Source organism: Primorskyibacter aestuariivivens (assembly GCF_028023675.1).
Lineage (GTDB): Bacteria > Pseudomonadota > Alphaproteobacteria > Rhodobacterales > Rhodobacteraceae > Marinovum > Marinovum aestuariivivens.
This window is the reverse complement of the sequence record NZ_JAQIOZ010000027.1, coordinates 1-19,122: the sequence shown is the minus strand read 5'-3', so window position 1 is coordinate 19,122 and position 19,122 is coordinate 1. Positions and strand designations below refer to the sequence as shown.

The window sequence follows — 19,122 nt, the reverse complement described above, 5'->3', positions numbered from 1 at the left end:
TTAGTGCGAGTATAAAGCACAAAGCAATCGAAAACGGTATACATGTGTATACTTGTCACACTTACAAAGCCCGCTCCCCCGATGCATAAGACCACCCAAATGCGCGGGAAGGAGTAAGAAACCGTGAAGCAATTCTCGCTACGCAAAGGGCTGACCCTGCCCATTACAGGCGCAGCCAGGCCCGAGGTCGAAAACGGCCCGGATTTGCAGAAAATCGGCGTTATTGCCGATGATTACGTGGGGCTGAAACCGCGTGTTCTGGTGGCTGAGGGCGATAGCGTTGTCCCCGGTACGCCGGTTTTCGCACATAAAGACAGTCCCGAAGCTGTCATCGTTGCGCCCGCTGCCGGGCGAATCACGGCGATCAATCGCGGTGAACGCCGCCGTCTCATCAGTATCGAGATCGAGCTGGACGCGACGTCGGGCGATCCGATGGATTTTTCAGCCATCGGGGACGCGGCCACGCGCGAAGGTCTGACCGAGCGTCTTTGCGCGTCGGGTCTGTGGTCCGCATTGCGCACACGCCCCTATTCCAAAATCCCCGAGCCGGGCAGCGTTCCAGCCGCGATTTACATCACGGCGATTGATTCCGAACCGCTCGCGCCCGATGCCCGCCCGATCATCGAGGCCGAGGCCGAGGCTTTTGCCAAAGGGGTCGAAGCGCTCAGCCTTTTGACCGACGGCACCACGTATCTTTGTCAGGACGCGGGCGGGGCGCTGCCCGGTGCCGATTTGCCAGGGGTCGAAGCCGCAGCCTTTGCCGGACCGCATCCCGCCGGTCTGGCTGGAACGCATATGCATTTCCTTGAACCGCCACTGGCGGACAAATTCGTCTGGACCATCGGCTATCAGGATGTGCTGATGATCGGTCGCCTGCTCCTGACCGGTCACTATGATGCCAGCCGCATCATCGCGCTGACCGGACCGGAATGTGCTGATCCGCGTTTGGTCCGGACCGTGGTTGGTGCCTCGCTCATCGAGCTGACGGTCAATGATGTGCCGGGCGATAAACCCGTTCGCCTGATCTCCGGTTCCGTGCTCAGCGGTCGGGCAGGTCACGGTGCCAGCGCCTATCTGGGCCGCTTTGCGCGTCAGATCACGGTGATCGAAGAGGATCACAAGCAGATCCCGATGGGCTGGATCCGCCCGATGTTTGCCAAATACGCGGTGCAGCCGGTGCTGGGCTCGGCCTTTGCCAAAAAGCTCTACCCGCTGACTTCGAACCTGAATGGCGGCCGCCGCGCGATGGTGCCGCTGGGCACGTTCGAGGAACTGATGCCGCAGGACTACCTGCCCACACAGCTGTTGCGGGCGCTTCTGGTGATGGACACCGATCAGGCGCAGGCGCTGGGCGCGCTGGAGCTGGACGAAGAGGATCTGGGCCTCGTCGGTTTTGCCTGCCCCGCGAAATATGAATACGGTGAGGCGCTGCGCGATTGCCTGACCAAGATTGAGAAAGAGGGGTAAGATGGGCCTTCGCAGCTTCTTTGACTCCGTTGAGCCGCATTTCACCAAGGGCGGCAAATGGGAGAAATACTTCCCCGTCTACGAGATGGTGGAAAGCTTTCTCTACACGCCGAAAACGGTGACGACCGCAGCGCCCCATGCGCGGTCCTACATCGATATGAAGCGGATCATGACCTATGTGGTGATCGCGACGATCCCCTGTATCCTCATGGCGCTCTATAACACCGGCTATCAGACCAATATGGCGCTGGCCGATCACGAGGCCACGGGCTGGCGCGCGGCAATCATTGGCGGGCTTGGCATCGGGTTCAATCCGGCCAACCCGCTGGCCAATATGATGCACGGGCTGATGTATTTCCTGCCGATCTACATCGTGACTTTGGTCGCGGGCGGTATTTTCGAAGTGATCTTTGCCACCGTGCGCAAGCACGAGGTGAACGAGGGCTTCCTTGTCTCCTCCATGCTCTACGCGCTGATCGTGCCCGCAACCACGCCGCTCTGGCAGGTGGCTTTGGGCATCATCTTTGGCGTTGTGATCGGCAAAGAGGTGTTTGGCGGCACAGGCAAGAACTTCCTCAACCCGGCGCTGACGGGCCGTGCCTTCCTCTATTTCGCCTATCCCGCGCAACTGTCCGGCGACAGCGTCTGGGTGCCCGTGGACGGCTATACCGGTGCCACGGCACTGGCGGTCGCCGCCTCGGACGGGTTCCAGGAACTGGCCGCGCGCGGCATGAGCTGGTGGGACAGCTTCTATGGCTTTATCCCCGGCTCCATGGGTGAAACCTCGACGCTTGCCTGTCTGATTGGTCTGGCCTTCCTGCTGATCACCAAGATTGCCAATTACCGCATGGTTCTGGGCTGTCTTCTTGGCATGATCGGTTTCTCGCTGCTGCTCAATGCCATTGGTTCCGACAGCAACCCGATGTTCGCCATGCCGTGGTACTGGCACCTTGTCACGGGCGGCTTTGCCTTTGGTTTGGTCTTCATGGTGACCGAGCCGGTGTCCGGCGCGCATACGAATATGGGCCGCTACATCTATGGCGCCTTGATCGGCTTCATGGTGGTGATGATCCGGGTGATCAACCCGGCCTTCCCCGAAGGCATGATGCTGGCGATCCTTTTCGGCAACGTCTTTGCGCCGCTGATCGACCACTTCGTTGTGCAGGCCAACATCAAACGTAGGGCGAAACGCCATGTCTGATACTGAAAACCAGCCCAAAGGGCCGATTGGCCGCTTTCTTGCCCTGCCGTCGGATTCGGTGCCCAAGACGATCTTTGTCGCCGTGGCGGTCTGCCTTGTCGCCTCGATGATCGTCTCTGCTGCTGCCGTGGCGCTGCGCCCCTTGCAAGAGGTGAACGCGCTCAAGGACAAGCAGATCAACATCCTGCAGGTGGCGGGTATCTATGAGCCCGGCACCGATGTTCTGGAAGCGTTTCAGGCGTTCGAGCCGCGTATCCTTGAACTCGAAACCGGTGAATTCACCGATAAGTTCGATCCGGCCAGCTTTGATGACCGCGCCGCCGCCGACGATCCGGCGACCTCGGTGGAACTGACCGACGACCCGGCGGGCATTGGCCGTCAGGCGCAATTCGTGACTGTCTATCTGCTGCGCGACGATGCGGGCGAGATCGACAAGGTGATCCTGCCGCTGCATGGCTACGGTCTGTGGTCCACGCTCTACGGCTTTATTGCGCTTGAAGAGAACGGCAACGACATCTTCGGCCTGCAGTTCTATGAGCATGCCGAGACCCCGGGCCTTGGCGCCGAGGTGGACAACCCGCGCTGGAAAGCGCTGTGGAATGGCAAGAAGCTGGCCGATGAAAACGGCGAGCTGCAGATCTCGGTCACCAAGACCGCACCGCCTGCCGGTCCCGAACACCATATCGACGCGCTGGCCGGGGCCACGCTGACCACGGTGGGCGTGCATAACCTGGTCAATTTCTGGATGGGCGAGGCAGGCTATGCCGCGTTCCTGGACAATCTCAAAGCGGGGGAAATCTGATGGCCCATAAGCGCAGAGACATGCTGATCGACCCGATGGTCGATAACAACCCGATCACGCTGCAGGTTCTGGGCATCTGCTCCGCCCTTGCCGTGACCTCCTCGCTGCAGGTGGCCTTTGTGATGGCCATCGCCGTGACCTTTGTGACCGCGTTCTCGTCGATGTTCATCTCGATGATCCGCAACCAGATCCCCGGTTCGATCCGGATCATTGTGCAGATGGTGATCATTGCGTCGCTGGTGATCCTTGTGGACCAGATGCTCAAGGCCTTTGCCTTTGAGATTTCCAAGACCCTGTCGGTCTTTGTTGGTCTGATCATCACCAACTGTATCGTGATGGGCCGAGCCGAAGCTTTCGCCATGAAGAACCCGCCGATCGACAGCTTCATCGACGGTGTCGGCAACGGGCTGGGCTATGGCCTGATCCTGATGATGGTGGGCGTGATCCGGGAACTGTTCGGCGCGGGCAGCCTGTTTGGCATCACCATCCTTGAGACGGTCAACAATGGTGGCTGGTACGTGCCCAACGGCATGCTGCTCCTGCCGCCCTCGGCCTTCTTCATCATCGGTCTGATCATCTGGGCCTTCCGCTCGTGGAAGCCGGAACAGGTGGAAGAGCGCGAATATAAAATCCAGACGGTGGAGGCCCACTGATGGAAGAGCTCCTCTCACTCGCGGTCAAGGCGATCTTTGTTGAGAACCTGGCCCTCTCCTTCTTCCTTGGCATGTGTACCTTCATCGCCGTGTCCAAGAAGATCTCGACCGCGCTTGGTCTGGGCATCTCGGTGATGATCGTGCAGGCGATCACCGTGCCAGCCAACAACCTGATCCTGAACTACCTGTTGGCACCCGGTGCGCTGGCCTGGGCCGGGTTCCCGGACGTGGACCTGACCTTTCTTGGTCTGATCTCCTATATCGGTGTCATCGCGGCGCTGGTGCAGATCCTGGAGATGGTGCTCGATAAGTATTTCCCGCCGCTCTACAACGCGCTGGGCGTCTTCCTGCCGCTCATCACGGTGAACTGCGCCATCCTGGGTGGCTCGCTTTTCATGGTGGAACGCAGCTATGATTTCACCGAAAGCGTGACCTATGGCCTGTCTTCGGGCTTTGGCTGGGCGCTGGCAATCACCGCCATGGCGGGGGTGCGTGAAAAGCTGAAATATTCCGACATTCCCGACGGGCTTCAGGGCCTTGGGATCACCTTTATCTCCGCGGGTCTGATGGCGCTTGCCTTCATGTCCTTCTCCGGCGTGAAACTCTGAGGGATTGAGAACATGGCAACGTTTAGCCTCGGCATCATCCTGTTCACCCTGATCGTTCTGGCATTGGTCACGATCATTCTGGCGGCGCGTTCGCGGCTGGTCTCCAGCGGGAATGTCAACATCACCATCAACGGCGAAAAGACCATTTCGGTCCCTGCCGGCGGCAAGCTTCTTCAGACGCTGGCGGAACAGAAACTGTTCGTTCCGTCCGCCTGTGGCGGCGGCGGCACCTGTGCGCAATGCCGGGTGAAAATCCACTCCGGCGGTGGGTCCATCCTGCCGACGGAGGAAAGCCACATCACCAAGCGTGAAGCTGCCTGTGGCGACCGGCTGTCTTGTCAGGTGGCGGTCAAGCAGGACATGGAAGTCGAAGTGCCCGAAGAGGTGTTCGGCGTGAAGAAATGGGAATGCACCGTGCGTTCCAACGAAAACGTCGCGACCTTCATCAAGGCGCTCATCCTCGACCTGCCCGAAGGCGAGGACGTGAATTTCCGCGCCGGTGGTTACATCCAGATCGAAGCCCCCGCGCATCACGTGAAATACACCGATTTCGACGTTGAAGAGGAATATCGCGAGGATTGGGACAAGTTCAATCTCTGGCAATATGAGAGCATCGTCGACGAGCCGGTGGAGCGCGCCTATTCCATGGCGAACTACCCGGATGAAAAGGGCATGATCATGCTCAATGTCCGCGTGGCCTCGCCGCCGCCGGGAAGCGACGGGATCCCCCCGGGCCAGATGTCGTCCTATATCTTCAACCTGAAGCCGGGCGACAAGGTGACGATCTCTGGTCCCTTCGGCGAATTCTTTGCCCGCGACACCGACAAGGAAATGGTGTTCATCGGCGGTGGTGCTGGCATGGCGCCCATGCGGTCCCACATCTTCGACCAACTCAAACGGCTGAAGAACAAGGATCGCAAGATCACATTCTGGTACGGGGCTCGGTCGAAGCGCGAGATGTTCTTTGTCGAGGATTTCGACGAGCTGGCCAAGGAATTCCCGAACTTCACCTGGCATGTGGCGCTCTCTGACGCGCTGCCCGAGGATGACTGGGACGGCTATACCGGGTTCATCCATAACGTGCTCTATGAGGAATACCTCAAGAACCACCCGGCACCTGAGGATTGCGAATTCTACATGTGTGGCCCGCCGATCATGAACCAGTCGGTGATCAACATGCTGCTGGATCTGGGTGTGGATCGCGAAGACATCATGCTGGACGATTTCGGCGGGTAAATCCCGGTGAATTGGACCGAAACACAAGGGCACAAACGGCGCAAAAGGCTGTTTGTGCCCTTGTCCTTTGGGGGGCCACATTGCGCCAAAAGCCGCCCGTATGCGCAGGTCTGAAGCAAAACCACATGCTTTTACCCTTGCGAAACGAACCCCTCTGGCGCAGATAACCCCCCAATTACGCAAGGAGCGTTTTGATGAAGATCGCGATGATTGGGACCGGCTATGTTGGCCTGGTGTCTGGTGTGTGTTTCTCGGATTTCGGCCATGACGTGGTCTGTGTCGACAAGGACCCCAAGAAAATCGAGATGCTGAACGCGGGCAAGGTGCCGATCTTTGAGCCCGGTCTTGACCGGTTGATGGAAAAGAATGTCGAGGCCGGCCGCCTGTCCTTTACCATGGACCTCCCCGAGGCGCTGGACGGTGCCGAAGCTGTGTTCATTGCGGTGGGCACGCCCACGCGGCGCGGCGACGGGCATGCCGATCTGACCTATGTGATGGCCGCGGCGCGTGAAATTGCCGAAACCGCCAGGGACTATATCGTGGTCGTCACCAAATCAACCGTTCCGGTTGGAACGAACCGCGCGGTTGCCGAGGTACTGGCCGAGGCCAATCCCGAGCTCGATTTTGATGTGGCCTCGAACCCAGAATTCCTGCGCGAAGGCGCGGCGATTGACGATTTCATGAAACCCGACCGCGTGGTGGTTGGCGTGCAAACGGATCGCGCCGCAAAAGTCATGGAAGACATTTACCGACCGCTGTATCTGCGCGACTTCCCGATCGTGACAACCGATCTGGAAAGCGCCGAGATGATCAAATACGCCGCAAATGCGTTTCTGGCGACCAAGATCACCTTTATCAACGAGATCGCGGCGCTGTGCGAAAAGACCGGCGCCGATATCAAGCAGGTGTCCAAGGGCATGGGGCTGGACGGCCGGATCGGCAACAAGTTCCTGCATGCGGGTCCCGGTTATGGCGGGTCGTGCTTTCCCAAGGACACCAAGGCGCTGGCCCGCATCGGTCAGGACTTTGCTTGCCCGATGGTGATCACCGAGGCGGTGATCAAGATCAACGAAGATGTCAAACGCCGCATGGTCGACAAGCTCCTGGACCTCTGTGGCGGCAGCTTCAACGGCAAGAAGGTGGCGGTGCTGGGCGTGACGTTCAAACCCAATACCGACGACATGCGGGATTCCCCGTCCCTGACCATCGTGCCTGCGCTGGTGGGCGGCGGGGCCGAGGTGCGCGTGACCGATCCGCAGGGCAAACATGAGGGCGAAGCGCTTTTGCCCGGGGTCACCTGGTGCGAGGACGCCTATGCGGCGGCGGATGCGGCGGACCTCGTGGTGATCCTGACCGAATGGAACGAGTTCCGCGCGCTCGACCTGGGCCGTATCGCGGCGTCGATGACCACCGCGCGAATGGCGGACCTGCGCAATATCTACAACGCCGCCATGGCGAAAGAGGCCGGGTTCGTGGACTATGCCTCGATCGGGCGCGGCCGCGAACAGGACGTAATGTCAGGCTGATAGCACAACCGGCGAAAGGGAGATCACATGGCCAAGGCGCTTGTGACCGGTGCGGCCGGTTTCATCGGATATCACCTCTGTTCCCGGCTTCTGGACGAGGGCTGGGAGGTCGTGGGCTTTGACGCCCTGACCGACTATTACGACGTCAAGCTGAAGCAGCGCCGCCAGCAGATGCTCCTGCAAAACTCGGGGTTTCGCGCTGTGAATGACCGGCTTGAGGCCGATGGCGTGCTTATGGACCTTCTGGCCGCGGAAAAGCCGGATGTGGTGATCCACCTCGCCGCGCAAGCGGGGGTGCGCTATTCCATCGACAACCCGCGCTCCTATGTCGAGGCGAACCTGATCGGCACCTTCAACCTGTTGGAGGCGGTGCGCGCCACACCGGTGAAACACCTTCTCATGGCGTCGACCAGTTCGGTCTTTGGCGCAAATACCGCGATGCCTTATGCGGAAACGGACAAGGCAGACACGCAGATGTCGTTCTATGCCGCGACGAAAAAGGCGAATGAGGCGATGGGCCATTCCTATGCCCATCTCTATGACATCCCGACCACGATGTTCCGGTTCTTCACTGTCTATGGCCCGTGGGGTCGCCCTGATATGGCGCTGTTCAAGTTCACCAAGGCCATTCTCGAAGGCAAGCCCATCGACGTTTACAACCACGGCGACATGCAGCGGGACTTCACCTATATCGACGATCTGGTGCAGGGCATCAGGTTGTTGATGGATGCGGTGCCCGAGCGCCCGGCGGATCCGGCAGACATTGCAGACAATGACAGCCTGTCGCCTGTGGCACCGTACCGGGTGATCAATATCGGCAATTCTGAGCCTGTGCAGCTTCTCAGCTTTATCGAAGCCATTGAAGGCGCGGTGGGGCAGAAGGCGGACAGGAATTTCATGGACATGCAGCCCGGGGATGTCCCGGCCACATGGGCCGATGGAAGCCTGTTGCGCGACCTCACCGGTTATGCGCCAAAAACGAGCGTCGCTGATGGGGTCGCCCGTTTTGTGGCGTGGTACCGCGACTATTATCAGGTCTGATGCGGGCCCGCGTCACGTTGTAGGCTGCGACAGTTCCTGACCGATCTCGTGCTGCATCTGCTCCACGGCCCCTGTGAGATGGGTGATGAATGCCTGCGTCGTGAGCGCCTGTGTGGCGTAGCCCGGGGTGAGGATGGATACGCTGTTTGTGATCCGGGGTGTAAAGCGGCGCAGGGTGAGCGACGACGTCCCCGGAGATTGAAGGATAATGCTGTAGGCCGTGATCATGTCACAAACCACATAGCACAAGCCTTCGGAGACGAATTGCAGACTGGGCAAAAATGTCCGCAATTCGAGGTATTTGTGAAACCGGCACCCGGCTGACAGAAAGGCCGCCTCGGTCTGGGTTGCGGTCGTGTGCTCTTCGAACAGCACCGACATGGGTTTGCCGTCCAGCAGCGCGGGCGTGATGACGTCATGGGCCGCAAGCGGATCGTCCCGCCGCATCACGCAGACGCATTCAAGCTCAAAATCGGTCTGGTCGATTGACGCGCGGGGTTCCGGGGTTTCTGCGAATCCGATGTCATATTGCTGCGACGCGATCAGATCCTCGATCACGCCCGAGGATCGCATGATCAGCGCAAGCTGGATATCCGGTTTGTCCTTGACGAATTGGGTCAGCAGGCGCGGCATAAAAAAGCCCGACGCCGCCGGGTGGCACGCGATGCGCAGCTTGCCGCGCTCCAGCGTGCCGATACGTGTCAGCGTGCGCTTGGTGCGTTCCACACGCTCCAGCACCGCCTCGGCCTCTTCGAGGAAGTAATGCGCCTCGGGGGTCGGAGACAGCTTGCCATGCTCACGCAGGAACAGCGCAAACCCCAGTTCTTTCTCCAGGGTGGCGATCATCGTGCTGACCGCTGGCTGGGTTCTTGCCACGGTCTTGGCGGCCTGAGAAATCGACCCGCTGCGCATGACTTCGCGAAAGGTCGTGAGCTGGCGGATCGAGAGGTGCATCGAAGTATATCAATCCAATTTATGGAAGCTAAGATATTTTTAAATTGATTTTATGTCGCTTGTCCATCGAAATGGCCCCACGCTGGAAAACACAAAAACAGCGGGGGGACGATGGACAGATTTTCGAAATACCTGCTGACGGCGCTGATTGGCATCGTGGCGCTTGGCCAGTTCGTGCAGGTCATCACCCGTTATGTGCTGCAGATCCCGGTCATGGGGCTGGAAGAGACGATGCTTTATCCGACGCTGTGGCTCTACATCATCGGGGCTGTGAATGCCTCGCGCGAGAATACGCATATCCGGGCGAATGTGCTGGAGCTTTGGCTGACGTCAGAACGGCAGCATACCGTGCTTGCAATCATCGGCGAGGTGATCAGCCTTATCGTCGGGCTGTGGCTTCTGTCCTGGGCCTGGGACTACACGCGCTATGCGTGGCGGGTCTGGAAGGAAAGCCCGACCCTCTACATCCCGACCTTCTATTCTGAAATCGCGCTCCTGATCGGGTTGACGCTGATGATGGTCTACACGGCCTGGCACCTTTGGGGCCATGTGCGCAGCCTTGCCAAAGGATCGGTGCAATGATCGAGATTGCCCTTCTGGCCATTGCCATTCTGGTTCTCACTCTGACGCTGGGCGTGCCATTGCCCTACTGCTTCGGCGCGGCGCTGATGGTCATGTATTTTATCGGGGATGTGACGATGAAGGGCATGATGCTCTGGGGGTTCCAGCAATTGGGCAACCCGGTGCTGCTGGCCATTCCGCTCTTCGTGCTTGCCGGGACTATCATGTCCGAAAGCGGAATTGCGGCCTCGCTCTTGCGGTTCGTGAACGCGTTTATCGGCCATGTCCGGGGTGGTCTGGGCGTGGTGGCGGCAGTGTCCTGCGCGGTGATCGGGGCGATTTCCGGATCGGGCCTGACCGGCATTGCCGCGATTGGTCCGCTGCTGATCCCCGAGATGGAAAAGCGTGGCTATCCGCGCGCCTACGCCACCGCGCTGATCGCGAACTCTTCGATCCTTGGCCTGTTGATCCCGCCCTCGGTCACGATGATCGTCTATGGCTGGGTGACCGATACCTCGATCCTTGCCTGTTTCCTTGCCACGCTTGGCCCCGGCCTGTTGATCATGTTCAACTTTTCGGTCGTGAACCTGATCATGGCGCGCAAGTTCAACCTGCATCTGGATGAAAAGCCAACCTTCAGCGAATTGTCCAACGAGGTGGTCAAGCGCGGCTTCAATGCCACCCCCGCGCTGCTCATGCCGGTGATGATCCTTGGCGGCATCTATGGCGGCATCATGACGCCGACCGAAGCGGCCGCATTGGCAGTGATCTATGCCATCCCCGTGGGCTTCTTCGTCTACAAGGGCCTGCGCTGGGAAAACTTCCTTGAGGCCGGCAAAGAGGCCGCCACCGCCGTGGGCGCGATCATGATCATGATCCTGTTCTCGATGATCCTTGGCCAGATGTTCGTCTATGAAAGCATCCCGCAGCAGCTTGTCAGCTCGATCTTCGAGATCACGGAAAACAAGGTGCTGCTGCTGATCATGATCAACATTCTGCTCTTCCTTGTGGGCATGGTGGTGAATGATGTCACCGCGATCATCCTGATTGCGCCGCTGCTCCTGCCCCTGATGAACGCCATCGGTGTCAGCCCGGTGCAATTCGCCGCCATCATGGGCGTCAACACGGCGATGGGCGGGGTGACGCCGCCCTATGCGTCGATCCTCTATCTCGGGGCGCGGATCGGCAACGTAAAGGTCACCCAGGTGATCCCGCCCGCCATGATCCTCATCGTTACCGGTTATGTGCCGGTGGTCTTTCTGACCTCGCTCTGGCCCGACCTGTCGCTCTTCCTGCCGAAACTGTTCGGCTACTGACCCCAACCAAAATAATCCAACGGAGGACAAATAAATGAAACACCTTTTGACCGGCACTGCCGCCGCAGCCCTGATCGTGCTGTCGGGTATTGCCAGCGCACAGGACCTCAAGATGAGCCATGTGCGCCCGCAGGACGCCACCATTGACGTGGAACTGCGTGCCTTTTCCGCAGCTGTGGCCGATGCCACCGGCGGCGATGTGAACATCAATCTCTTTCCGGCGTCTGCATTGGGCGACTACACGACCGTGCAGGAACGCATCAGCGTGGGCGCGATCGACATGGCGACGCAACCCGCCGCAACCGCCGCTGATCGACGCATGCAGATCAGCTCCTTCCCCTATCTCGCCAATAGCTGGGACGAGGCGCGCGCCGCCTATGGCCCGAATGGTCCGGTGCGCGAGGTCATGGCTGGGCTTTATGCCGAACAGGACATCACCATGCTGGCCGCCTATCCGGTGTATTTCGGGGGGATTTCGCTCAACACCGATCCGGTGAACCCCGGCGATCCGTCCCAGTCCAACGGCATCAAGGTGCGCGTGCCCGGTATCAAATCCTTCCAGCTGACCGGTCAGGCGCTTGGCTATATCCCATCGCCCATCCCGTTCTCGGAAGCCTTCACCGCGATTCAGACTGGCGTGGTTGATGGCGTGATCGGCTCGGGCGCGGAAGGCTACTACGCCTCTTTCCGGGACGTGACCAAGGCCTATGTCCCGGCCAATACCCATTTCGAGGTCTGGTACATGATCATCTCCAACGGTTCGCTGGCCGAGATGGACCCCGAGGATGCCGAGGCGCTCAAGACTGCTGCCGCAGAGTTCGAAGCACAACGCTGGACCGTGGCCGAGGAAGATCAGGGCAAGTGGGAACAGCGTCTGGCCGATGAGGTCGGGGCGACCATCGTCGAACTGACCGACGAACAACTGGCCGCAATGGCTGCCAAGGTCCGCGCCGAGGTCTGGCCGGAAGTTCTTGAAGATGTCGGTGCCGAATGGGGCCAGGCGATCCTCGACCAACTGGGCCAATAATCAAGCAACGGGGCGGCGCTGAGTGCCGCCCCACATTCGGAAACCTTCAACCGGGGAGAGGCGCGATGGAAGCGGATTATGCGATCATCGGCGGCGGAGTTGTCGGCCTTTCCGTGGCTTGGGGGCTTCTGAAACGGGGCAAACGTGTCATCGTGATCGACGGCGATGACGGGGCGTTCCGCGCCAGCCGGGGCAATTTCGGGCTGGTCTGGGTCCAGTCCAAAGGCATGAACCAACCCCGCTATGCCCGCTGGTCTCAGCAATCCGCCGCGATCTGGGCCGAGTTTGCCGAGGAACTGGGTGATAATACCGGCCACGCAGTCCCGCTTGAGCAAAAGGGCGGCTATGACCTGCATTTCTCGGAAGAGACGCTACAGGAGACGGTCGAAAAATACGAAACGCTCAAGGCGCAACTGGACGGCGACTACCCTTATGAGGTGCTGGGCCACAACGCGCTGCGCAAGGAAGAGCCGCATATCGGCCCCAAAGTGGTCGGTGCGATCCTGCATCATCAGGACGGCCATGCAAATCCGCTCAGGCTTTTGACCGCGCTGGCCGATGATGTCAGGCGCATGGGTGGTACGGTGCTGAATGGCAAAACCGTAACGGATGTAACCAAACCTGACGGGTTCCACATCCAATGCAGCGACGGGACGGTAATCGGCGCTGCCAAGGTGGTCCTGTCCGCAGGGCTGGGCGCTGCAGAGCTTGGCCCGAAACTGGGCTTCAAAGCACCGATCCGGCCGCAGCGCGGTCAGGTGCTGATTACCGAGAAACTGCCCAAGCTGATCAACCGCCCCTCGCTGATTGCCCGTCAGGTCGATGAAGGCGGCATTCAGATCGGGGCCACTAATGAAGAGGTTGGGCTGAACGACCGCGTGACCCAACCGGGGCTGTCCGGCCTCGCCGCCGAGGCCATCGCCGCCTACCCTGCATTGGCCCGGGCGCAGCTGGTGCGCAGCTGGGGCGCGTTGCGGGTGCTGTCGCCCGATGGCCTGCCAATCTATCAGGAAAGCCCGCAGATGCCCGGGGCTTTCCTCGTGACCTGTCACAGCGGCATCACGCTTGCCGCCGCGCATGCGCGCCTTCTGCCGGATTGGATGGAACGCACAGATGCCGCGCCCGATCTGGAGGTGTTCAGTGAAACCCGCTTCGCCATTTCTTGAGCTTGAAGGCAACCCGAAAGTGCCTGTCACCTTCGATGGCGATGTGTTTGAGCTGCCGCTCGGGGCCAACCTTGCCGCCGCGCTTCTGGCTGCCGGTGTACAGGTATTTCGCCATACGCCCGTATCAGGTGCACCGCGCGCGCCCTTTTGCATGATGGGGGCCTGTTTTGACTGTCTGGTCGAGATTGATGGCGTCGTGCGGCAGGCCTGCATGCTGGAGGTGACCCAAGGGCTGTGCGTATCGCGCCCGGGCACCGGGGAGGCGACAGATGCAACAGAATGACCTGATCGTCATTGGCGCAGGTCCCGCGGGCATGGCTGCCGCGACCGAAGCCACCAGCCACGGATTGACAGTGACCCTGCTGGACGAGCAACCGCGCGCTGGAGGACAGATCTACCGCGATGTGGATCGCGTGGCCGACAAACGAGGCGACATTCTGGGCAAGGACTTCACCTATGGGCGGACGCTGACAGGGGGACTGCGTGCATCCGGCACAACGCATCTCACCGGAGCAATGGTCTGGTCGATCGAGGACGGGTTTCGTGTCTCCTTTACCAAGGATGGTCGCGCTGCGCAGATCACGGGCTCCCATATCCTGCTTGCGACCGGGGCGCTGGAACGTCCGATGCCTGTACCCGGCTGGACCTTGCCCGGCGTTATGACCGCAGGGGCTGGTCAGATCCTTTTGAAACAATCCGGTGTTCTGGCTCGCAGGGCGGTGCTGGTCGGGTCGGGGCCGCTGCTCTATCTGATTGCCGCCCAGATGGTGCGCGCCGGGACACCACCGATGGCGCTTGTCGAGACCCAGACGCGCGGTGACATGGCGCGCGCCATGCGGGATATCGGTGGAGCGATGCGCGGCTGGCCCTATCTGGTCAAGGGGGTCAGGATGCTGGCCACGATCATCCGGGCGCGTGTGCCGCGCTATGTCGGGGCCACGGACATCGCCATTGAGGGGCGCGCGCAGGCCGAGGCGGTTACGTTCAACGTCGCTGGGCGTGCAAAGCGGATCGCTTGTGACACGGTGCTTTTGCATCACGGTGTCGTTCCGAACACGCAAGCCGCGCGCTCCCTGGACGTGCCGCATCGCTGGGATGACGGGCAGCAGTGCTTTGTGCCAGAGCTCGATACCTGGGGCGGGACTGGCGTTGACGGTCTCTTCATCGCCGGGGACGGTGCGGGGATCGGCGGCGCCAAAGTGGCCGAGATGGCCGGGCGTATCGCCGCGATCCGCATCGCCGAGGCGGTTGGCAGGCTTACCGTGCAGCAACGCGACGCGCGTGCCGCCCCGCTGTTGCGCAGCCGCGCTTCGGATAACGCTATCCGCCCGTTCCTCGACAAAGCATACCCTGCCTATCAACCTGCTCTGACGCCCGAAGACGCCACGATTGTCTGCCGCTGCGAAGAGGTGACGGCTGGTGATATTCGCCGCTATGCGGGGCTTGGCTGTCTGGGCCCGAACCAGACCAAAGCCTTTGGCCGCCCTGGCATGGGGCCGTGCCAGGGCCGCTATTGTGGCCTGACCGTGACCGCGCTGTTGGCCGAGGCCAATGCCCAAACGCCGGAGCAGACGGGATATTACCGTATCCGACCGCCGCTAAAGCCAGTAACACTTGGCGAATTGGCAATGATGGACACGCCCGAACCAGACGCGGCGGAATAGGAGGGATCATGATCGAACGTATTCACACCGGAACAAGGATGAGCAAGATCGTCAAGCACAACGGCGTCGCCTATCTCTGTGGTCAGGTTGGCGACGGGGCGACGGTTGCCGAACAAACGATGGATTGCCTGTCGCGGGTTGAAGCGCTGCTTGCACAGGCGGGCTCTTCACCCCAACAGATGCTCCAGGCGGTGATCTGGCTCGCTGACATGGCCGATTTCGACGAGATGAACGCGGTCTGGGACGCCTGGGTGCCCGAAGGCCACGCTCCCGCCCGCGCCTGTGGCGAAGCCAAACTGGCTCAACCCGACCTCAAGGTCGAAATCATCGTGACGGCGGCCTGTTGAGCCTGCCGGCAGGCTGGATCTGAGGCGAATTCACAGCCCACCGCCATAGGCAGAACCGCTACGGGAAGCGCGCTGGCGACCCCGGCAGGATTCGAACCTGCAACCTGCCCCTTAGGAGGGGGCTGCTCTATCCAGTTGAGCCACGGGGCCGCTTGGGGGCTGCATATCCCGAAGTGAGCGCGATGTCAGCCCGTAAATCCCGGCTTACGGGCCTTCTCCGAACAGACCGGATTGGCCGGGTTTCGCTCCGATTTCGCGTGCGCCCTTCGTGGTACGGAAAGTGCCGCCAATTCCGGGCAGGGGGCTGCCCTTGCCCATTGCGCTGTCCAGATCGCCGCGAATGGCCATCAGCCCAAGCCGGTGGTCCGCGCATTTCTCGACAATCTTGGCGCGTTCCTGGGAGGATTTCAGCAAAAGCTTGGTCCTAAGCTCCCGGTTCAGCGCGACGCGGCGGGTGAATGTCCCGGTACCATATCCGATATCATGGACAAGCTTGCCCATCAGAACCACCTGATAGGTGGGGTGGTGGAACAAATGCCCGGTCTCAAGGTCGATTGAGTGGCGTCTACGTTGCTCAAGATGCCCCGCGGACCCATCGCTGCGCTCGATCCAAAAATCTGGTGGTGGTCGCAACTATCCACGCCGCCACCTGCAAAGGCCGTCCAAACGCGTGAAGGTGATTCACCAGCTTGCCATCAGCATCCGTGCTTCGGTCTCGGAACAGCTCGCCCAGCTTGAACGATGCGTTGCAGCGCCGGAAAACTGCGTGCATCGGGATTTTCAGCATGTTCAGCGTCATCGGCATCTGCGGCACCGTGGCCTCGCCCACACCGACGGTCGGGATGTTCGGGGATTCGATCAGCTGCACTTTCAGTGATTTTTCAGACAGCGTCCTGAGCATGACCGCTGTCAACCAAACCGCCGTACCGCCGCCCACGATTGTTACTGTTTTCAGTGGCTCTCCCATGTGGCCGTCCTCTGGTCTGTCTTCCCGATTTGCGCAGCATCGACCATTGACCCAAGGTAAAGAACACTTTGATTTGTGACAGCTTATGCCCGTGTTGCGCGTGCGGGTGTGCTTGATCCCCGGTCCCGGTTTGCGCTAACGTGGCGGATATATCAGTCAGGAATAATCCAAGTGACATCAGACACGAACCGACCGCTCACGCTACGCGACGTCTCTGAGGCGTCTGGCGTGTCGGAAATGACCGTGAGCCGCGTTCTGAGGAACCGGGGCGATGTGAGCGCTGCAACCCGCGAAAAGGTTCTGGCCGCCGCAAAACAGCTTGGCTATGTGCCCAACAAGATCGCCGGTGCTCTGGCCAGCCAGCGGGTCAATCTGGTGGCGGTTATCATCCCCTCGCTCAGCAACATGGTGTTTCCCGAAGTCATGAGCGCGATCAGCGCCGTTCTGGAAGATACCGAGCTGCAGCCAGTGGTTGGTGTCACCGACTACATGCCCGAGAAAGAAGAACGGGTGCTCTTCGAGATGCTGTCCTGGCGTCCTTCCGGCGTCATCATTGCCGGTGTCGAGCATTCGGATGCGTCACGCGCCATGCTCAAGGCCAGTGGCATTCCGGTGATTGAGATCATGGATACCGATGGCAAACCTGTTGATTGCGCCGTGGGGATTTCGCACCGCCGCGCCGGGCGTCAGATGGCGCAGGCGATCCTCAAACAGGGCTATGAGAATATCGGTTTCATGGGCACCAAAATGCCGCTCGATCACCGCGCCCGTAAACGCTTTGAAGGCTTCACCGAGGCGTTGGCCAAGGAAGGCGTCGAGATCATGGATCAGGAGTTCTACTCCGGTGGCTCTGCGCTGGCTAAGGGGCGCGAGATGACCCAGACCATGCTGGAACGCTCGCCGGATCTGGATTTCCTGTATTATTCCAACGACATGATCGGGGCCGGTGGGCTTTTGTGGCTGCTGGAACAGGGCATCGACGTGCCCGGCCAGATCGGGCTTGCCGGGTTCAACGGGGTCGAACTGTTGCAGGGCCTGCCCCGCAAGCTGGCCACCATGGACAGCTGCCGCCGCGAAATCGGTGAAAAAGCTGCGCAGATTCTGATCGAACGGCTGGGTCAGGAAGATGCGGGTAATAGTGGTCAGATCGTGGAACTTTCGCCCAAGATTTCCTTTGGCGATACGCTGAAACGCTACTGATGCAACCTGCTCGGACGTGACTCCCCCAGTCATCGACAATCGCACGGCCCGAAGGCTGTTTCTGCACAAACATGGCCTTGCTGAGCAACCGGCGGGGCTGGGCCATGGGGCTGCGTTGCAGGACGTGATCCAAAAGCTGGGATTCGTGCAGCTCGATTCCATCAACACGGTGGCCCGGGCGCATGATCTGATCCTGTTTTCGCGGCGTCCGCGATACCGCTGCGGCAATCTTGGGCGGCTGCTGGAACAAGACCGGGCTCTGTTTGAACACTGGACCCATGATGCGGCGGTCATCCCGATAGAGTTCTATCCGGCCTGGGCGCTGAAACGCAGGCGTGATGCGGTTCGATTGGCGGAACGTTGGCCGAAATGGGGCAGAGACGGCTTTCAGGAAGAGTTCCACCGCATTCGGGATCACATTCGCACAAACGGTCCGACCACCTCGGCAGATCTTGGGCCAGATACGTCCCGGAAATCTGGAGGCTGGTGGGACTGGCACCCGGCCAAGACAGCGCTGGAATATCTCTGGCGCACCGGAGAACTTGAGATTTGTCACCGCCAGGGGTTTCGTAAATTCTACGACCTGTCAGAACGCGTTATTCCGGGCACTCTGCGCGAGGCGGAATGGACCGAAACGGACACGATCGACCGGTTGATGCGCGGGGCCTTGTCCCGGCTGGGATTTGCCACGAGCGGCGAACTCGCGGCCTTTTGGGACATCGTCACGGTATCCGAAGCGCGCGACTGGTGCGCCCATGCCCTGACGCGCGGCGACCTGATCGAGATCGACGTTGAAAACACGGATGGCAGCCTGCGCAGGCAGTTTGCCTTTCCGGATGTGCTGCAACAGGCGCAGGATGCCCCGGAACCAACCGGACGTCTGCGCGTGCTCAGCCCCTTTGACCCGGCCCTGCGGGATCGCAAACGCGCGGAACGGCTGTTTGGCTTCGCCTACCGGATCGAAGTCTTCACGCCCGAAGCCAAACGGCAATATGGCTACTATGTGTTCCCTTTGCTGGAGGGCGTGCGCATTGTCGGGCGCATTGACATGAAGGCGGACCGCAAGACCGGTATGCTCAACGTGACGGGGCTTTGGCCGGAGGCTGGCCTGCGATGGGGCAAGGCGCGACAACAGCGGTTGGAAGCCGAACTGGACCGCGTCACACGGCTCGCAGGCGTCAGCCAGGTCGCCTTTTCTGACGGATGGTTGCGGCAGCACTGACGCGGCTTGCAGAGTGTCATTCTGCTGTTACCGACTCAGCCTAGATGTTCAGTCCCGGCATTTGGTGGATCGGATTTAGGATGAAACGATCTGGCTCTGAAGTCCAGATCTTGCAGATGTATTCGTAAGGCGTCAGCCCGCTGAGGGTCTTGAGCCTGCGGGCG

The 19,122-nt window shown here is 60.4% G+C and carries 20 protein-coding genes, 1 tRNA gene and 1 pseudogene; 17 read left to right on the top strand and 5 right to left on the bottom strand.

The annotated features are described in order from the left end of the window. The first annotated feature begins 123 nt into the window (after positions 1 to 123). From PGB28_RS20310 to PGB28_RS20275, 8 genes are all read left to right on the top strand, one after another. A complete protein-coding gene (locus PGB28_RS20310; protein ID WP_271423351.1) occupies positions 124 to 1,467 on the top strand; it encodes a Na(+)-translocating NADH-quinone reductase subunit A in 1,344 nt (447 codons plus the stop codon). 1 nt (position 1,468) lies between these two features. After that, entirely contained in the window at positions 1,469 to 2,668 is a 1,200-nt protein-coding gene (locus tag PGB28_RS20305; protein ID WP_271423350.1) for an NADH:ubiquinone reductase (Na(+)-transporting) subunit B, read from the top strand. Then, positions 2,661 to 3,470, top strand: coding sequence for a Na(+)-translocating NADH-quinone reductase subunit C (locus PGB28_RS20300; protein WP_271423349.1), 810 nt, complete (start codon positions 2,661 to 2,663; stop codon positions 3,468 to 3,470). The genes PGB28_RS20305 and PGB28_RS20300 overlap by 8 nt, the downstream gene beginning before the upstream one ends. After that, positions 3,470 to 4,123 carry an NADH:ubiquinone reductase (Na(+)-transporting) subunit D gene (locus PGB28_RS20295; protein WP_271423348.1) on the top strand — a complete coding sequence of 218 codons (654 nt, stop codon included), beginning with the start codon at positions 3,470 to 3,472 and terminating at the stop codon, positions 4,121 to 4,123. Before PGB28_RS20300 ends, PGB28_RS20295 begins: the two co-directional genes overlap by 1 nt. Next, complete coding sequence (gene nqrE / locus PGB28_RS20290) at positions 4,123 to 4,731, top strand: NADH:ubiquinone reductase (Na(+)-transporting) subunit E (protein WP_271423347.1); 609 nt, start codon at positions 4,123 to 4,125, stop codon at positions 4,729 to 4,731. The genes PGB28_RS20295 and nqrE overlap by 1 nt, the downstream gene beginning before the upstream one ends. A gap of 12 nt (positions 4,732 to 4,743) precedes the next feature. Continuing rightward, positions 4,744 to 5,967: an NADH:ubiquinone reductase (Na(+)-transporting) subunit F gene (gene nqrF, locus PGB28_RS20285; RefSeq protein ID WP_271423346.1), complete on the top strand. Its 1,224-nt coding sequence runs from the start codon at positions 4,744 to 4,746 to the stop codon at positions 5,965 to 5,967. Between the two features lie 194 nt (positions 5,968 to 6,161). Then, a complete protein-coding gene (locus PGB28_RS20280) occupies positions 6,162 to 7,493 on the top strand; it encodes a UDP-glucose dehydrogenase family protein (RefSeq protein WP_271423345.1) in 1,332 nt (443 codons plus the stop codon). A 27-nt stretch (positions 7,494 to 7,520) separates the two neighbouring features. Continuing rightward, positions 7,521 to 8,534 carry an NAD-dependent epimerase/dehydratase family protein gene (locus PGB28_RS20275; RefSeq protein WP_271423344.1) on the top strand — a complete coding sequence of 338 codons (1,014 nt, stop codon included), beginning with the start codon at positions 7,521 to 7,523 and terminating at the stop codon, positions 8,532 to 8,534. A 12-nt stretch (positions 8,535 to 8,546) separates the two neighbouring features. Here PGB28_RS20275 and PGB28_RS20270 read toward each other — a convergent pair whose 3' ends face one another. Continuing rightward, a complete protein-coding gene (locus PGB28_RS20270; RefSeq protein ID WP_271423343.1) occupies positions 8,547 to 9,488 on the bottom strand; it encodes a LysR family transcriptional regulator in 942 nt (313 codons plus the stop codon). A 111-nt stretch (positions 9,489 to 9,599) separates the two neighbouring features. Here PGB28_RS20270 and PGB28_RS20265 point away from each other — a divergent pair, with 111 nt between their 5' ends. From PGB28_RS20265 to PGB28_RS20235, 7 genes are all read left to right on the top strand, one after another. Next, complete coding sequence (locus PGB28_RS20265) at positions 9,600 to 10,070, top strand: TRAP transporter small permease (RefSeq protein ID WP_271423342.1); 471 nt, start codon at positions 9,600 to 9,602, stop codon at positions 10,068 to 10,070. Beyond that, positions 10,067 to 11,365 carry a TRAP transporter large permease gene (locus tag PGB28_RS20260; RefSeq protein WP_271423341.1) on the top strand — a complete coding sequence of 433 codons (1,299 nt, stop codon included), beginning with the start codon at positions 10,067 to 10,069 and terminating at the stop codon, positions 11,363 to 11,365. Before PGB28_RS20265 ends, PGB28_RS20260 begins: the two co-directional genes overlap by 4 nt. A gap of 34 nt (positions 11,366 to 11,399) precedes the next feature. Beyond that, complete coding sequence (dctP, locus tag PGB28_RS20255; protein ID WP_271423340.1) at positions 11,400 to 12,392, top strand: TRAP transporter substrate-binding protein DctP; 993 nt, start codon at positions 11,400 to 11,402, stop codon at positions 12,390 to 12,392. Positions 12,393 to 12,457: 65 nt separating this feature from the next. Beyond that, a complete protein-coding gene (locus PGB28_RS20250) occupies positions 12,458 to 13,558 on the top strand; it encodes an NAD(P)/FAD-dependent oxidoreductase (protein ID WP_271423339.1) in 1,101 nt (366 codons plus the stop codon). Next, complete coding sequence (locus PGB28_RS20245; RefSeq protein WP_271423338.1) at positions 13,533 to 13,841, top strand: 2Fe-2S iron-sulfur cluster-binding protein; 309 nt, start codon at positions 13,533 to 13,535, stop codon at positions 13,839 to 13,841. The genes PGB28_RS20250 and PGB28_RS20245 overlap by 26 nt, the downstream gene beginning before the upstream one ends. Further along, positions 13,828 to 15,222, top strand: a complete 1,395-nt coding sequence (locus PGB28_RS20240) for an NAD(P)/FAD-dependent oxidoreductase (protein WP_271423337.1) — start codon at positions 13,828 to 13,830, stop codon at positions 15,220 to 15,222. The genes PGB28_RS20245 and PGB28_RS20240 overlap by 14 nt, the downstream gene beginning before the upstream one ends. A gap of 8 nt (positions 15,223 to 15,230) precedes the next feature. After that, the gene (locus tag PGB28_RS20235; RefSeq protein ID WP_271423336.1) at positions 15,231 to 15,569 is read left to right on the top strand and encodes a RidA family protein; all 339 of its coding nucleotides are present in this window, start codon (positions 15,231 to 15,233) and stop codon (positions 15,567 to 15,569) included. A 73-nt stretch (positions 15,570 to 15,642) separates the two neighbouring features. Here the strand turns inward: PGB28_RS20235 and PGB28_RS20230 are convergent. The 3 genes from PGB28_RS20230 to PGB28_RS20220 form a co-directional block, all read right to left on the bottom strand. Then, positions 15,643 to 15,719: transfer RNA gene (locus PGB28_RS20230), tRNA-Arg, on the bottom strand. Positions 15,720 to 15,773: 54 nt separating this feature from the next. Then, a complete protein-coding gene (locus tag PGB28_RS20225; RefSeq protein WP_271423335.1) occupies positions 15,774 to 16,070 on the bottom strand; it encodes a hypothetical protein in 297 nt (98 codons plus the stop codon). 73 nt (positions 16,071 to 16,143) lie between these two features. Further along, positions 16,144 to 16,536, bottom strand: a complete 393-nt coding sequence (locus PGB28_RS20220; RefSeq protein WP_271423334.1) for a tryptophan 7-halogenase — start codon at positions 16,534 to 16,536, stop codon at positions 16,144 to 16,146. A 171-nt stretch (positions 16,537 to 16,707) separates the two neighbouring features. Here PGB28_RS20220 and PGB28_RS20215 point away from each other — a divergent pair, with 171 nt between their 5' ends. Beyond that, complete coding sequence (locus tag PGB28_RS20215; RefSeq protein WP_271423333.1) at positions 16,708 to 17,736, top strand: LacI family DNA-binding transcriptional regulator; 1,029 nt, start codon at positions 16,708 to 16,710, stop codon at positions 17,734 to 17,736. Between the two features lie 16 nt (positions 17,737 to 17,752). Continuing rightward, on the top strand, positions 17,753 to 18,958 hold the full coding sequence (locus PGB28_RS20210; RefSeq protein WP_271423332.1) for a winged helix-turn-helix domain-containing protein: 1,206 nt from the start codon (positions 17,753 to 17,755) through the stop codon (positions 18,956 to 18,958). A 40-nt stretch (positions 18,959 to 18,998) separates the two neighbouring features. Here PGB28_RS20210 and PGB28_RS20205 read toward each other — a convergent pair. Further along, a pseudogene (locus PGB28_RS20205) lies at positions 18,999 to 19,122 on the bottom strand (IS481 family transposase); the annotation flags it as partial.

Coding starts and splice junctions, on each gene's coding strand:
- PGB28_RS20270 (WP_271423343.1), bottom strand. CDS start 9,488: ATGCACCTCTCGATCCGCCAGCTCACGACCTTTCGCGAAGTCATGCGC.
- PGB28_RS20280 (WP_271423345.1), top strand. CDS start 6,162: ATGAAGATCGCGATGATTGGGACCGGCTATGTTGGCCTGGTGTCTGGT.
- PGB28_RS20295 (WP_271423348.1), top strand. CDS start 3,470: ATGGCCCATAAGCGCAGAGACATGCTGATCGACCCGATGGTCGATAAC.
- PGB28_RS20225 (WP_271423335.1), bottom strand. CDS start 16,070: ATGGGCAAGCTTGTCCATGATATCGGATATGGTACCGGGACATTCACC.
- nqrF (WP_271423346.1), top strand. CDS start 4,744: ATGGCAACGTTTAGCCTCGGCATCATCCTGTTCACCCTGATCGTTCTG.
- PGB28_RS20235 (WP_271423336.1), top strand. CDS start 15,231: ATGATCGAACGTATTCACACCGGAACAAGGATGAGCAAGATCGTCAAG.
- PGB28_RS20300 (WP_271423349.1), top strand. CDS start 2,661: ATGTCTGATACTGAAAACCAGCCCAAAGGGCCGATTGGCCGCTTTCTT.
- nqrE (WP_271423347.1), top strand. CDS start 4,123: ATGGAAGAGCTCCTCTCACTCGCGGTCAAGGCGATCTTTGTTGAGAAC.
- PGB28_RS20220 (WP_271423334.1), bottom strand. CDS start 16,536: ATGGGAGAGCCACTGAAAACAGTAACAATCGTGGGCGGCGGTACGGCG.
- PGB28_RS20305 (WP_271423350.1), top strand. CDS start 1,469: ATGGGCCTTCGCAGCTTCTTTGACTCCGTTGAGCCGCATTTCACCAAG.
- PGB28_RS20265 (WP_271423342.1), top strand. CDS start 9,600: ATGGACAGATTTTCGAAATACCTGCTGACGGCGCTGATTGGCATCGTG.
- PGB28_RS20240 (WP_271423337.1), top strand. CDS start 13,828: ATGCAACAGAATGACCTGATCGTCATTGGCGCAGGTCCCGCGGGCATG.
- PGB28_RS20260 (WP_271423341.1), top strand. CDS start 10,067: ATGATCGAGATTGCCCTTCTGGCCATTGCCATTCTGGTTCTCACTCTG.
- PGB28_RS20275 (WP_271423344.1), top strand. CDS start 7,521: ATGGCCAAGGCGCTTGTGACCGGTGCGGCCGGTTTCATCGGATATCAC.
- dctP (WP_271423340.1), top strand. CDS start 11,400: ATGAAACACCTTTTGACCGGCACTGCCGCCGCAGCCCTGATCGTGCTG.
- PGB28_RS20250 (WP_271423339.1), top strand. CDS start 12,458: ATGGAAGCGGATTATGCGATCATCGGCGGCGGAGTTGTCGGCCTTTCC.